Below are 13,263 nucleotides of genomic sequence, written 5' to 3' on the forward strand. Positions count from 1 at the left end.
ATTGCAAAGGATTTATTTTGCGAGTGAAACGAGCTTCTGCCGTATCATTCCGCTCTAGTATCGTTAAGGAATGATACACAAATAAAAATTAGGTATATAAAATGACATACGAAGTAAAATCTCTTAATGAAGAATGTGGTGTTTTTGGTATCTGGGGTCACCCAGACGCCGCCAAATTGACCTATTTTGGACTCCATAGTCTTCAGCACCGTGGTCAGGAGGGGGCAGGAATCCTCTCCAATGACCAAGGGAAATTGAAGCGTCATCGTGATATGGGGCTTTTATCAGAAGTCTTCAAAAATCCTGCGAATTTGGATAAATTGACAGGAACTGGAGCGATTGGGCACGTGCGTTATGCGACTGCGGGAGAAGCTTCTGTAGACAATATCCAACCGTTCCTCTTCCGCTTTCATGATATGCAGTTTGGTTTGGCTCATAATGGGAATCTGACCAATGCAGAATCGCTCAAGCAAGAATTGGAACAAAGAGGAGCGATTTTCAGCTCAACCTCTGACTCTGAAATCTTGGCTCACCTTATTCGCCGTAGCCACAATCCAAACCTGATGGGTAAAATCAAGGAAGCACTCAGTCTTGTTAAAGGTGGTTTTGCTTATCTCTTGATGTTTGAAGATAAGTTAATTGCAGCGCTGGATCCAAATGGCTTCCGTCCTCTATCAATCGGGAAAATGGCTAATGGAGCAGTAGTGGTTTCATCTGAAACCTGTGCCTTTGAAGTCATCGGTGCTGAGTGGATTCGCGACGTAAAACCAGGCGAGATTGTCATTATTGATGACAATGGTATCCAGTATGACAGCTATACAAACGATACTCAGTTGGCTATCTGTTCCATGGAGTATATCTACTTCGCACGTCCTGACTCCAATATCCACGGAGTCAATGTCCATACGGCTCGTAAGAGAATGGGAGCTCAACTGGCACGTGAGTTCAAGTATGAAGCTGATATCGTAGTCGGGGTGCCAAACTCCTCTCTCAGCGCAGCTATGGGCTTTGCCGAAGAATCAGGTCTGCCAAATGAAATGGGGCTCATCAAGAACCAATATACGCAACGGACCTTTATCCAGCCGACTCAAGAATTACGCGAGCAAGGGGTTCGGATGAAGTTATCTGCTGTTTCTGGTGTTGTAAAAGGCAAACGTGTGGTTATGATTGATGACTCTATCGTGCGAGGAACAACATCTCGTCGTATTGTCCAACTCTTGAAAGAAGCGGGGGCATCAGAAGTGCACGTTGCCATTGGTAGTCCTGCTCTTGCCTATCCATGTTTTTACGGGATTGATATCCAGACACGTCAGGAGCTGATTGCGGCCAATCATACGGTCGAAGAGACTCGCCAAATCATTGGTGCGGATAGCTTGACCTATCTTTCGATTGATGGCTTGATTGATTCTATCGGCATCGAAACAGATGCGCCAAATGGCGGTCTCTGTGTGGCTTACTTTGATGGGAAATATCCAACTCCTCTCTATGACTATGAAGAAGAATATCGTAGAAGCTTAGAAGAAAAAACGAGTTTTTACAAATAAAATTTCCCATTGAAGGAAAGGAAAAGGAAAAAACAAATGACAAATAAAAATGCTTACGCGCCACGTCTCACTACTGACTAAAAGCTAAAGCATTTGTCAGTAGACGCTTTCTCCTATGGGACCAAAGCTAGAGACCTGACTGGTAATTTTAGATAAAATGATGGTTTATCCTCTGCGAAAATCAAATTCAAATTGCGTCAGCGTAGCCTTGCCGTACTTAAGTACAGTCTGTGGCTAGCTTCCTAATTTGCTCTTTGATTTTCATTGAGCATTATCTAAAAATACGTCGCAGTCTTTCTCAAAAAAAGAAAAGGAATGAATAAAATGACAAATAAGAATGCTTATGCGCAGTCTGGTGTGGATGTTGAAGCGGGTTATGAAGTTGTTGAACGTATCAAAAAACACGTGGCACGTACAGAGCGTGCTGGTGTTATGGGAGCTCTTGGCGGTTTTGGTGGCATGTTCGACCTTTCAAAAACAGGTGTTAAAGAGCCAGTTTTGATTTCAGGAACTGACGGTGTTGGAACCAAGCTCATGCTTGCTATCAAGTACGACAAACACGATACTATCGGTCAAGACTGTGTGGCTATGTGTGTCAATGATATCATCGCTGCAGGTGCGGAGCCTCTTTACTTCCTTGACTATGTAGCGACTGGCAAGAATGAACCAGCTAAACTAGAACAAGTGGTTGCTGGTGTGGCAGAAGGTTGTGTGCAGGCTGGTGCTGCCCTCATCGGTGGGGAAACGGCTGAAATGCCTGGGATGTACGGCGAAGATGACTACGACTTAGCTGGTTTTGCAGTCGGTGTGGCTGAGAAATCTCAAATAATTGACGGCTCAAAAGTAGCTGAAGGTGATGTTCTTCTCGGTCTTGCTTCAAGTGGTATTCACTCCAATGGTTACTCACTCGTTCGTCGTGTCTTTGCCGACTACACAGGCGAAGAAGTCTTGCCAGAATTGGAAGGAAAGAAACTCAAAGATGTTCTTCTCGAACCAACTCGTATCTATGTCAAGGCTGTTTTACCACTCATTAAGGAAGAGTTGGTCAACGGGATTGCCCACATCACGGGTGGTGGCTTTATCGAAAATGTCCCTCGAATGTTTGCAGAAAACTTAGCTGCAGAGATTGAGGAAGACAAAGTGCCAATTTTACCAATCTTTAAAGCCCTTGAAAAATATGGCCAAATCAAACATGAAGAAATGTTTGAAATCTTCAACATGGGTATTGGTCTCATGCTTGCGGTAAAACCAGAAAATGTGGAGCGTGTCAAGGAACTTCTCGACGAGCCTGTCTATGAAATCGGTCGGATTGTCAAGAAGACAGATGCAAGTGTGGTGATAAAATAATGGCTAAAAAAATTGCTGTTTTTGCTTCTGGAAATGGTTCAAACTTTCAGGTCATTGCAGAGCAATTTCCAGTTGAATTTGTCTTTTCAGATCACCGGGATGCCTATGTACTTGAGCGTGCAGAAAAGCTTGGGGTTCCTTCCTATGCTTTTGAGCTCAAGGAATTTACTAGCAAGATTGATTATGAGAAGGCTCTTGTTGACCTTTTAGATCAGCATGAGATTGACTTGGTGTGTCTCGCAGGTTACATGAAAATCGTTGGGCCAACCTTGCTAGCGGCTTATGAAGGCCGTATCATCAATATTCACCCAGCTTATCTGCCAGAATTTCCAGGTGCTCATGGTATTGAAGATGCTTGGAATGCAGGTGTGGACCAGTCTGGCGTGACTATTCACTGGGTGGACTCTGGTGTTGATACCGGCAAGGTCATCAAACAGGTCCGTGTGCCAAGGCATGAAGGGGATACCCTTGATACTTTCGAGACTCGCATCCACGAAACAGAGTACAAGCTCTATCCAGAAGTTTTGGATGAGCTAGGGGTGGAGAGGAAGTAGAAAATGAAAGTAAGGTATTGGGGTAAAAATGGGAAACTAGCTTTTCTCTTATCGCTTTTTATAGCCTTTTTGTCAGTTGTGTTTACCTGGGGTTTTTTTGATGACTCCATCAAAACACACGATAGTGGTTGGATGGCTATGAGAGGCAATAGCTACATCGCCATTAATTATATTGATCCTAAGCCAATCAAAACAGATGTTGATGGGACCAACCTTTATATAGCTGGCTATTACCTATCAGACCAGTTGACCAACTATTTTGTTCTACAGGCGGACCCAAATAAAGATGAGACCAAGTCTCTCTTGGTCAATGCTGATAAATTGCAGCAAAGTCCTCAGAGGGTTTTTGGGAGTAGAAATGGTTCCAAGCCCAATCCGACTATCCAAGAGGTTGTCAAGGAAGTTAGCCAGTCCAGTGATTTAGATAAGGAAATCCGTCTCTATTTTGAAGATGATTATTTTTCAATCACAGATTTAGAAAATCAATTCCAAAGTCTGATGATTGCAGTTGGTGTAGCTCTTCTGATTTATTTAGTCTTTGCTGCGGCTCCAAATATCTATATTTTCATCCATCGCCGTCAGGCAAAACGCCAAGCCAAAGAATTTTTCGAGCTCTATCCTGAGTTGATGGGGCAAATCCAGAGTCTAGAGTCTGGAGCTTCTTATGTGGACCGCAAGGCAGGGGTAGCCATTTATAGAGACCATTTGGTTTCATTTGGTCAGAGCTTTGGTTTTATTGACTTGCGTAAGGCTAAGAAAATCGTAATTGCCAACTCAACTAAATATTACTCAGCTAATCCAATTGCACTGCTAGTTGTCTTTCTATCACGTTCGTCCAGCCTAGTAGCTCTAGGAGCTAAGGGGAAACATAAGCAGACGGTAGAAGTCAATCATCGGATTAACAAACAAGATACAAGTTATGACTTTGTCCAAGGGATTCAGGCATACTCTGACGATATCGATATTAGTTTTCAATAATGAATAAACAGAAAAAGGGAAATTTATGACTAAATGGAAAGAATGGCTATTGCTCATCTTACTTGCAATCTGCCTGCGCTTGGCTGTTAATCTTGTCTTGCCGGATTTTCCTAATGAAGGTAAGTTTGTAATAACAGTACTGGTTGGGATAGGGGTCATCCTAATGGTCGCCAGACTAGGCAAAAAGAAACAGTAGGCTATTTGACCTTGGTTGTCAATCCACTTAAAAAATGAAAAGAGAAATGAATATGACTAAACGAGCACTTATTTCGGTCTCAGACAAAGCGGGCATTGTTGAATTTGCCAAAGAACTTAAAAAACTTGGTTGGGATATCATCTCAACAGGTGGTACCAAAGTTGCCCTTGATAATGCCGGTGTTGATACCATTGCTATCGATGATGTGACTGGTTTCCCAGAAATGATGGACGGTCGTGTCAAGACCCTCCACCCAAATATCCATGGCGGTCTCCTAGCTCGTCGCGACTTGGATAGCCACTTGGAAGCGGCTAAGGACAACAAGATTGAGCTCATTGACCTTGTGGTGGTCAACCTTTACCCATTCAAGGAAACCATTCTCAAACCAGACGTGACTTATGCGGATGCTGTTGAAAACATCGATATTGGTGGTCCATCTATGCTTCGTTCAGCAGCGAAAAATCACGCCAGCGTGACCGTTGTTGTAGACCCTGCTGACTATGCTGTTGTTCTTGACGAATTGGCAGCTAATGGCGAAACAAGCTATGAAACTCGCCAACGTTTGGCGGCTAAGGTTTTCCGTCACACAGCGGCTTATGACGCCTTGATTGCAGAATATTTCACAGCTCAAGTCGGAGAAAGCAAGCCAGAAAAACTGACCTTGACTTATGACCTTAAACAAGCTATGCGTTACGGTGAAAACCCTCAACAAGACGCAGACTTCTACCAAAAAGCCTTGCCGACTGACTACTCGATTGCTTCAGCTAAACAACTCAACGGTAAAGAATTGTCCTTTAACAATATTCGCGATGCAGACGCTGCTATCCGTATTATTCGCGATTTCAAAGAACGTCCAACGGTTGTAGCTCTCAAACATATGAACCCATGTGGGATTGGTCAAGCTGATGATATCGAGACTGCTTGGGACTACGCTTATGAGTCTGACCCAGTTTCTATCTTTGGTGGAATTGTCGTTCTCAACCGTGAGGTGGATGCTGCGACAGCTGAGAAGATGCACGGCGTTTTCCTTGAAATCATCATCGCACCAAGCTATACAGATGAAGCGCTAGCTATTTTGACCAACAAAAAGAAAAACTTGCGCATTCTTGCCTTGCCATTTGACGCACAAGATGCTAGTGAAGTGGAAGCAGAATACACAGGTGTTGTCGGTGGACTCCTCGTTCAAAATCAAGACGTGGTCAAGGAAAGCCCAGCTGACTGGCAAGTGGTAACCAAACGCCAACCAACTGAGACAGAAGTGACTGCTCTTGAGTTTGCTTGGAAAGCTATCAAGTATGTCAAATCAAATGGTATCATCGTGACTAACGACCACATGACACTTGGTGTTGGTCCTGGTCAAACCAACCGCGTGGCTTCCGTCCGTATTGCCATTGACCAAGCTAAAGACCGCCTTGACGGTGCTGTCCTTGCTTCGGATGCCTTCTTCCCATTTGCGGATAACGTGGAAGAAATCGCCAAAGCAGGAATCAAGGCCATCATCCAGCCAGGAGGCTCAGTACGTGACCAAGAGTCTATCGAAGCTGCTGATAAATACGGCTTGACCATGGTCTTCACAGGTGTGAGACATTTTAGACATTAAGAAAATAAAAGGGAAGAAAACAGTTTCTTTCCTTTTTTTGCTTTAAAAGCGAAACGAAACAAGATTAAAACGAACGTTTATGTTATAATGTTAGTAAATAATTCGCAAAAGAGGTTGAGAAATGAAACTGCTTGTTGTCGGTTCGGGTGGTCGTGAGCATGCGATTGCTAAAAAGTTACTTGAGTCAAGAGAAGTTGAAAAAGTCTTTGTAGCTCCTGGGAATGACGGGATGAGTCTGGATGGTCTGGAATTGGTAAATATCTCGATTTCCGAACATTCTAAATTGATTGACTTCGCAAAGACTAACGATATTGCTTGGACCTTTATCGGTCCAGATGATGCCCTTGCTGCTGGTATCGTGGATGATTTTAACCAAGCTGGGCTTAAGGCCTTTGGTCCGACAAGATTGGCAGCAGAGCTGGAGTGGTCTAAGGACTTTGCTAAGGAAATCATGGTCAAGTACGGCGTTCCGACAGCAGCCTATGGCACATTTTCTGATTTTGAGGAAGCCAAGGCCTATATCGAAGAAAAAGGCGCTCCAATTGTCGTCAAGGCAGACGGTTTGGCCCTTGGGAAAGGTGTTGTCGTTGCGGAGACAGTTGAGCAAGCAGTCGAAGCTGCTCACGAGATGCTTTTGGACAATAAATTCGGGGACTCAGGTGCGCGTGTGGTTATCGAGGAGTTTCTTGCAGGAGAGGAATTTTCACTTTTTGCCTTTGTCAATGGTGACAAGTTCTACATCATGCCAACAGCTCAGGACCACAAACGTGCTTATGATGGCGACAAGGGGCCCAACACTGGTGGGATGGGTGCCTATGCGCCAGTTCCTCACTTGCCACAAAGTGTGGTTAACACAGCGGTTGACACCATTGTCAAACCAGTCCTCGAAGGGATGATTAAAGAAGGTCGTCCGTATCTTGGTGTACTTTATGCCGGTCTTATCTTGACAGCAGATGGACCCAAAGTCATCGAGTTCAACGCTCGCTTTGGAGATCCTGAAACGCAAATCATCTTGCCTCGCTTGACATCAGATTTTGCACAAAATATCACGGACATTTTAGATGGTAAAGAGCCGAACATCAGCTGGCTAGATAAGGGTGTGACACTGGGTGTGGTTGTAGCTTCAAATGGCTACCCACTCGCTTATGAGAAAGGTGTCAAGCTTCCTACCAAGACAGAAGGCGACATCATCACTTACTATGCCGGAGCTAAATTCGCTGAAAATGGGCAAGACCTTCTCTCAAACGGAGGCCGTGTTTACATGCTGGTCACCACAGTAGACACCGTTAAAGACGGCCAAAACACCATCTACAGCCAACTCGACAACCAAAACATAGAAGGCCTTTTCTATCGTACGGATATCGGAAGCAAGGCAATTAGATAAAGATATAAGAAAAGGCGACGCAGTCGCCAAACACGACAATGGTCGCCGTGGTAAAAAGACCAGAACAGTATCTGTTCTGGTCTAGGGAAAATTTGAGACCTTAGGCTCAAATTTTAGGAATGAAACCGAAGGTTTGCTTCCGTCCCCACCACCTAAGACCATTATCAAAAAAGAAGAAAAAGGAAAAATTATGACTAAACCAATTATTTCCATCATCATGGGCTCCAAATCCGACTGGGCAACCATGCAAAAAACAGCAGAAGTCCTAGACCGCTTCGGTGTAGTCTACGAAAAGAAGGTTGTCTCTGCCCACCGCACACCAGACCTCATGTTCAAACATGCGGAAGAAGCACGTAGCCGTGGCATCAAGGTTATTATTGCAGGTGCTGGTGGCGCAGCCCATTTGCCAGGTATGGTAGCAGCCAAAACCACTCTACCTGTTATTGGTGTGCCCGTCAAATCACGTGCCCTTAGTGGGGTGGACTCGCTCTACTCGATTGTACAGATGCCGGGTGGCGTACCTGTCGCAACTATGGCTATCGGTGAGGCAGGTGCGACTAACGCTGGCCTCTTTGCCCTTCGTCTCCTTTCAGTAGAGGACCAGACTATTGCGACAGCATTAGCGGATTTCGCAGAAGAACAAGGAAAAATCGCAGAGGAGTCGACAAATGAGCTCATCTAAAACAATCGGAATTATCGGTGGTGGTCAGCTGGGTCAGATGATGGCTATTTCTGCTATCTACATGGGGCACAAGGTCATCGCGCTGGATCCTGCGGCAGATTGCCCGGCCTCTCGTGTGGCGGAAATCATCGTAGCGCCTTATAATGATGTGGACGCCCTTCGTCAGTTGGCGGAGCGTTGCGATGTCCTCACCTATGAGTTTGAGAATGTCGATGCCGATGGTTTGGATGCTGTCATCAAGGATGGTCAACTCCCTCAAGGGACAGATCTGCTCCGCATTTCCCAAAATCGCATTTTTGAAAAGGACTTTTTGTCAAACAAGGCCCAAGTAACGGTGGCTCCTTACAAGGTCGTAAATTCTAGCAATGACTTGGCTGATATCGACCTGTCTAAAAACTATGTCCTCAAGACGGCAACTGGTGGCTACGATGGGCATGGACAAAAGGTCATTCGTTCAGTAGAAGATTTGGAAGAAGCCTATACGCTAGCAGATTCAGCAGACTGTGTTTTGGAAGAATTCGTCAACTTCGACCTTGAAATTTCTGTCATCGTGTCAGGTAATGGTAAGGACGTGACAGTCTTCCCTGTTCAGGAAAATATCCACCGCAACAACATTCTTTCTAAGACCATTGTGCCTGCCCGCATTTCAGAAAGTCTAGCTGATAAAGCCAAAGCCATGGCCGTACGCATCGCAGAACAACTCAACTTGTCTGGAACTCTCTGCGTGGAAATGTTTGCGACGGCAGATGACATCATCGTTAATGAGATTGCCCCACGTCCACATAATTCAGGCCACTATTCAATTGAAGCTTGCGACTTCTCGCAGTTTGATACCCATATCTTGGGCGTTCTCGGAGCGCCACTTCCAGCAATCCACCTCCATGCTCCAGCAGTCATGCTCAATGTTCTCGGCCAGCATGTCGAGGTTGCTGAAACATATGTGACAGAAAATCCAAGCGCTCACCTCCACTTATATGGTAAACTAGAAGCAAAGCACAACCGCAAAATGGGACATGTGACTTTGTTTAGTGATATGCCGGATGAGGTAGAGGAGTTTGGGGAGTAAGACAGGACCCCGGTTATAAGGTCCATCGTCTTACCCCTGCAAGGTTGACTAGGCTTGTCGCAGGCGAAAAATCGACAAGAGAAGCCAGACAACTACTGCTGGAAAGGGATTGATTTTTAAGTGAAAATAGCGATTCTAGGACTTGGAGTGATCGGGACTACTTATGCCTATGCTTTTCAAAAAGCAGGTCATCAAGTGGAACACGTACTAAGAGATAGTAAGAAAAACAATGCTCCCAAGGAGTTGTTGGTTGATCTGCTAGATGGTCGTTATCATTCAAAAGGTGAGAACAAACACGACACCTATGAGGTTCATGTGGCGGAAGCTGATTCGGAATATGATTTTATTTTTCTGAGTGTGCGTCATGGGTTTGTCAAAGAAGCTGTGGAAACCTTGCGAAAAGATAATATCAAAGGCACTCTCGTTTTCTTCTGCAATTTCTGGAGTACTCGAAAAGAGATCCAAGAGTGGGCAGGAGATTACGACTATATTCTGGCTTTTCCGACAGCGGGTGGTCATATGCAGGAGAACCATTTAGATGGCGTCTTGTTTGACCATTTAATGCTAGAAGGTGAGCAAAGAGCACAGATCTCTAACTATGCTGATTTAAGGACTTTACTGACTTCTGCAGATTTGAAGTGGGAAGTTCCTCATGATATGGTCGAGTGGATTTGGATTCACATGGCGATTAATGCAGGTGTTACTTCGACAACTGCTCGTTCGGGAAAATTGGAAAATCCAGAAGAGCTGGCTCTGAACTTGATGAATAGTTCTTCGGAATTATCATTGGCCATCAAGGCCATTCGAGAGGCTATGAAAGTCGTAGAAGCGCGTGGCGTGAATTTAAAGCTCTACAAATCCGAGCTTCTGCCTTACAAAATTCCAGCATGGATTGCAGGAAAAGCTATGAAAGTCATGTTTGCGAAAAATGAGCTGACACGAAAAATCATGACCTTACACAATGATAAACAGGATATTTTCTACTGTTGTCAAAGTGTCTATCAGACAGGTCAGGAGTTAGGTGTTGAGATGCCCATTCTTGAAGCAAATATGAAGGGCATTTCGCTTTAGGAGGTTTTTATGATTCAACTCATCGTTAATGCATTTGTTGAAAAAGAGAAGACGGGGGCAGTCGTCGAAGTTTTGTATGCTAGTAGCAATCACGAAAAAGTGAAAGCAAAGTATGAAGAGCTAGTTGCACAATATCCTGATAACTATTTAGCTATCTATGGTCTACCGCTTGATACGGATTTGAATACACTAGATCACTATCCGTCTGTATGGATTGGGAAAGAAGAATTTGAATAAAGTGATTGCCGTTTGCTAACTGATGTGAAACATCAAAAGAAAGGAAAAATTAATAACATGATCGAACGTTACTCTCGCCCTGAGATGGCGAACATTTGGAGTGAAGAAAATAAATACCGTGCTTGGCTTGAGGTGGAAATCTTGGCTGACGAGGCATGGGCTGAATTGGGAGAAATCCCTAAGGAAGATGTGGCTTTGATTCGCGAGAAGGCGGACTTTGACATCGACCGTATTTTAGAAATTGAGCAGGAGACTCGTCACGATGTGGTGGCTTTCACACGTGCGGTTTCTGAGACGCTTGGCGAAGAGCGCAAGTGGGTCCACTACGGTTTGACTTCTACCGACGTGGTGGATACTGCCTACGGTTACCTTTACAAGCAGGCCAACGACATCATTCGTCGTGACCTTGAAAATTTCACCAACATTATCGCTGACAAGGCTAAGGAGCACAAGTTCACCATTATGATGGGTCGTACCCACGGGGTACACGCTGAACCGACGACTTTTGGTCTCAAGCTTGCGACTTGGTACAGCGAAATGAAGCGCAACATCGAGCGTTTCGAGCATGCGGCTGCTGGTGTGGAAGCTGGTAAGATTTCTGGTGCGGTGGGTAACTTTGCCAACATCCCACCATTCGTTGAAAAATACGTCTGCGACAAATTGGGTATCCGTGCTCAAGAAATCTCTACACAGGTCCTTCCTCGTGATCTTCATGCTGAGTACTTTGCAGTTCTTGCGAGCATCGCAACTTCTATCGAACGCATGGCGACTGAGATCCGTGGTCTTCAAAAATCAGAACAACGTGAAGTGGAAGAGTTCTTTGCCAAAGGGCAAAAAGGTTCTTCAGCAATGCCTCACAAACGCAACCCTATCGGTTCTGAAAACATGACTGGTCTTGCGCGTGTTATCCGTGGGCACATGGTAACAGCTTATGAGAACGTGGCTCTCTGGCACGAGCGTGACATCTCTCACTCATCAGCTGAGCGAATCATCACACCAGATACAACCATTTTGATTGACTACATGCTTAACCGTTTTGGAAATATCGTCAAGAACTTGACGGTCTTCCCAGAAAATATGATCCGCAATATGAACTCAACCTTCGGTCTTATCTTTAGCCAACGTGCTATGTTGACCTTGATTGAGAAAGGTATGACACGTGAGCAAGCTTATGATTTGGTGCAACCAAAAACAGCCTACTCTTGGGATAACCAAGTCGACTTTAAACCACTTTTGGAAGCAGATCCAGAAGTAACATCACGTCTGACTCAAGAAGAAATCGATGAAATCTTCAACCCAACATACTACACCAAACGAGTAGATGATATCTTTGACCGTATCGGACTTGGCGACTAATCAAGGAATACTGAACATAAAAAAGCGAGATTTAATCTCGCTTTTTTATTTGTTTTAGATAGGATTTTAGTCTTCTTTCTTGCTAAGTTTATAAGCAGTTAAAGCAGTCATCAATCCAGTTGCGATTAGCCATGCTGATTCACGACTTCCAGTTTCAGGAAGTTTCTTCTCGTTTGAGACAGGAGTTGGTTTTTGAGGGAGTTCTTTGCTTTCGCCAGCAGGTACAGGAGCTGGTACTTCTTGACCTGGAAGATCTAGTTTAGGTTTTTCTTCAGCGATAGCAGCTTGCCCTTTATCATCACCAACATGAGTGACAGGATTACCAACTTCTACGATTTGAGTGACAGGTTCTTGAGCAACAACAGTGTTGACTAAAGTTTTCACTTCAGAACCATCAGCAGCAGTAGTCACAGAATAGAAGTAGCTACGACGACCGTTTACACCTTCAGTCACGATACGAGATTGTCCTTTAGGCAGTTGGTTTGTTTCGCGAGTGATAGTAGTGAATGGAATTTCTTCATTTTGGATGTCAACTCTTGGTTTTTCTTCAGCGATAGCAGCTTGCCCTTTATCATCACCAACATGAGTGACAGGATTACCAACTTCTACGATTTGAGTGACAGGTTCTTGAGCGATAACAGTGTTGACTAAAGTTTTCACTTCAGAACCATCGGCAGCAGTAGTCACAGAATAGAAATGTGTACGACGACCGTTCACACCTTCAGTCACGATACGAGATTGTCCTTTAGGCAGTTGGTTTGTTTCGCGAGTGATAGTAGTGAATGGAATTTCTTCATTTTGGATGTCAACTCTTGGTTTATTTTCAGTAATAGTAGCTTGCCCTTTATCATCACCAACATGAGTGACAGGATTACCAACTTCTACGATTTGAGTGACAGGTTCTTGAGCAACAACAGTGTTGATTAAAGTTTTCACTTCAGAACCATCAGCAGCAGTAGTCACAGAATAGAAGTAGCTACGACGACCGTTTACACCTTCAGTCACGATACGAGATTGTCCTTTAGGCAGTTGGTTTGTTTCGCGAGTGATAGTAGTGAATGGAATTTCTTCCTCTTCAATCACGACACGAGGTTTTTCTTCAGTAATAGTAGCTTGCCCTTTATCATCACCAACATGAGTGACAGGATTACCAACTTCTACGATTTGAGTGACAGGTTCTTGAGCAACAACAGTGTTGATTAAAGTTTTCACTTCAGAACCATCAGCAGCAGTAGTCACAGAATAGAA

Annotated in this window: 13 protein-coding genes; 12 read left to right on the forward strand and 1 reads right to left on the reverse strand. The window is 44.4% G+C overall.

All coding sequences use genetic code 11. From position 1 onward, the window contains the following. Positions 1-101 precede the first annotated feature (101 nt). From purF to purB, 12 genes are all read left to right on the forward strand, one after another. Positions 102-1,544 carry an amidophosphoribosyltransferase gene (gene purF / locus QM941_RS09615; RefSeq protein ID WP_414340353.1) on the forward strand — a complete coding sequence of 481 codons (1,443 nt, stop codon included), beginning with the start codon at positions 102-104 and terminating at the stop codon, positions 1,542-1,544. Positions 1,545-1,868: 324 nt separating this feature from the next. Continuing rightward, positions 1,869-2,891: a phosphoribosylformylglycinamidine cyclo-ligase gene (purM, locus tag QM941_RS09620; RefSeq protein WP_414340355.1), complete on the forward strand. Its 1,023-nt coding sequence runs from the start codon at positions 1,869-1,871 to the stop codon at positions 2,889-2,891. After that, positions 2,891-3,445, forward strand: coding sequence for a phosphoribosylglycinamide formyltransferase (gene purN, locus QM941_RS09625; RefSeq protein WP_414340356.1), 555 nt, complete (start codon positions 2,891-2,893; stop codon positions 3,443-3,445). The genes purM and purN overlap by 1 nt, the downstream gene beginning before the upstream one ends. 3 nt (positions 3,446-3,448) lie before the next feature. Further along, positions 3,449-4,423 carry a hypothetical protein gene (locus tag QM941_RS09630; protein WP_414340358.1) on the forward strand — a complete coding sequence of 325 codons (975 nt, stop codon included), beginning with the start codon at positions 3,449-3,451 and terminating at the stop codon, positions 4,421-4,423. 25 nt (positions 4,424-4,448) lie between these two features. Continuing rightward, on the forward strand, positions 4,449-4,619 hold the full coding sequence (locus QM941_RS09635) for a hypothetical protein (protein WP_414340359.1): 171 nt from the start codon (positions 4,449-4,451) through the stop codon (positions 4,617-4,619). Positions 4,620-4,671: 52 nt separating this feature from the next. Further along, entirely contained in the window at positions 4,672-6,219 is a 1,548-nt protein-coding gene (purH, locus tag QM941_RS09640) for a bifunctional phosphoribosylaminoimidazolecarboxamide formyltransferase/IMP cyclohydrolase (RefSeq protein WP_414340360.1), read from the forward strand. A gap of 121 nt (positions 6,220-6,340) precedes the next feature. Further along, positions 6,341-7,603: a phosphoribosylamine--glycine ligase gene (purD, locus tag QM941_RS09645; protein ID WP_414340361.1), complete on the forward strand. Its 1,263-nt coding sequence runs from the start codon at positions 6,341-6,343 to the stop codon at positions 7,601-7,603. A gap of 190 nt (positions 7,604-7,793) precedes the next feature. Beyond that, positions 7,794-8,285 carry a 5-(carboxyamino)imidazole ribonucleotide mutase gene (purE, locus tag QM941_RS09650; protein ID WP_313790588.1) on the forward strand — a complete coding sequence of 164 codons (492 nt, stop codon included), beginning with the start codon at positions 7,794-7,796 and terminating at the stop codon, positions 8,283-8,285. Then, complete coding sequence (gene purK / locus QM941_RS09655) at positions 8,272-9,351, forward strand: 5-(carboxyamino)imidazole ribonucleotide synthase (protein ID WP_414340362.1); 1,080 nt, start codon at positions 8,272-8,274, stop codon at positions 9,349-9,351. Before purE ends, purK begins: the two co-directional genes overlap by 14 nt. 120 nt (positions 9,352-9,471) lie before the next feature. Further along, on the forward strand, positions 9,472-10,422 hold the full coding sequence (locus tag QM941_RS09660; RefSeq protein ID WP_414340363.1) for a ketopantoate reductase family protein: 951 nt from the start codon (positions 9,472-9,474) through the stop codon (positions 10,420-10,422). A 9-nt stretch (positions 10,423-10,431) separates the two neighbouring features. Then, a complete protein-coding gene (locus QM941_RS09665) occupies positions 10,432-10,659 on the forward strand; it encodes a phosphoribosylaminoimidazole carboxylase (RefSeq protein WP_414340365.1) in 228 nt (75 codons plus the stop codon). A 57-nt stretch (positions 10,660-10,716) separates the two neighbouring features. Continuing rightward, a complete protein-coding gene (gene purB, locus QM941_RS09670; RefSeq protein WP_414340366.1) occupies positions 10,717-12,015 on the forward strand; it encodes an adenylosuccinate lyase in 1,299 nt (432 codons plus the stop codon). A 66-nt stretch (positions 12,016-12,081) separates the two neighbouring features. Here the strand turns inward: purB and QM941_RS09675 are convergent. Beyond that, positions 12,082-13,263, reverse strand: a 1,182-nt coding sequence (locus QM941_RS09675) for a G5 domain-containing protein (protein WP_414340368.1), incomplete at its 5' end; no start/stop codon positions are given.

The organism is Streptococcus timonensis (assembly GCF_047460355.1).
Taxonomy (GTDB): Bacteria; Bacillota; Bacilli; order Lactobacillales; family Streptococcaceae; genus Streptococcus; species Streptococcus timonensis_A.

Coding starts and splice junctions, on each gene's coding strand:
- purK (WP_414340362.1), top strand. CDS start 8,272: ATGAGCTCATCTAAAACAATCGGAATTATCGGTGGTGGTCAGCTGGGT.
- purM (WP_414340355.1), top strand. CDS start 1,869: ATGACAAATAAGAATGCTTATGCGCAGTCTGGTGTGGATGTTGAAGCG.
- purB (WP_414340366.1), top strand. CDS start 10,717: ATGATCGAACGTTACTCTCGCCCTGAGATGGCGAACATTTGGAGTGAA.
- QM941_RS09630 (WP_414340358.1), top strand. CDS start 3,449: ATGAAAGTAAGGTATTGGGGTAAAAATGGGAAACTAGCTTTTCTCTTA.
- purH (WP_414340360.1), top strand. CDS start 4,672: ATGACTAAACGAGCACTTATTTCGGTCTCAGACAAAGCGGGCATTGTT.
- QM941_RS09665 (WP_414340365.1), top strand. CDS start 10,432: ATGATTCAACTCATCGTTAATGCATTTGTTGAAAAAGAGAAGACGGGG.
- purE (WP_313790588.1), top strand. CDS start 7,794: ATGACTAAACCAATTATTTCCATCATCATGGGCTCCAAATCCGACTGG.
- purF (WP_414340353.1), top strand. CDS start 102: ATGACATACGAAGTAAAATCTCTTAATGAAGAATGTGGTGTTTTTGGT.
- purN (WP_414340356.1), top strand. CDS start 2,891: ATGGCTAAAAAAATTGCTGTTTTTGCTTCTGGAAATGGTTCAAACTTT.
- purD (WP_414340361.1), top strand. CDS start 6,341: ATGAAACTGCTTGTTGTCGGTTCGGGTGGTCGTGAGCATGCGATTGCT.
- QM941_RS09635 (WP_414340359.1), top strand. CDS start 4,449: ATGACTAAATGGAAAGAATGGCTATTGCTCATCTTACTTGCAATCTGC.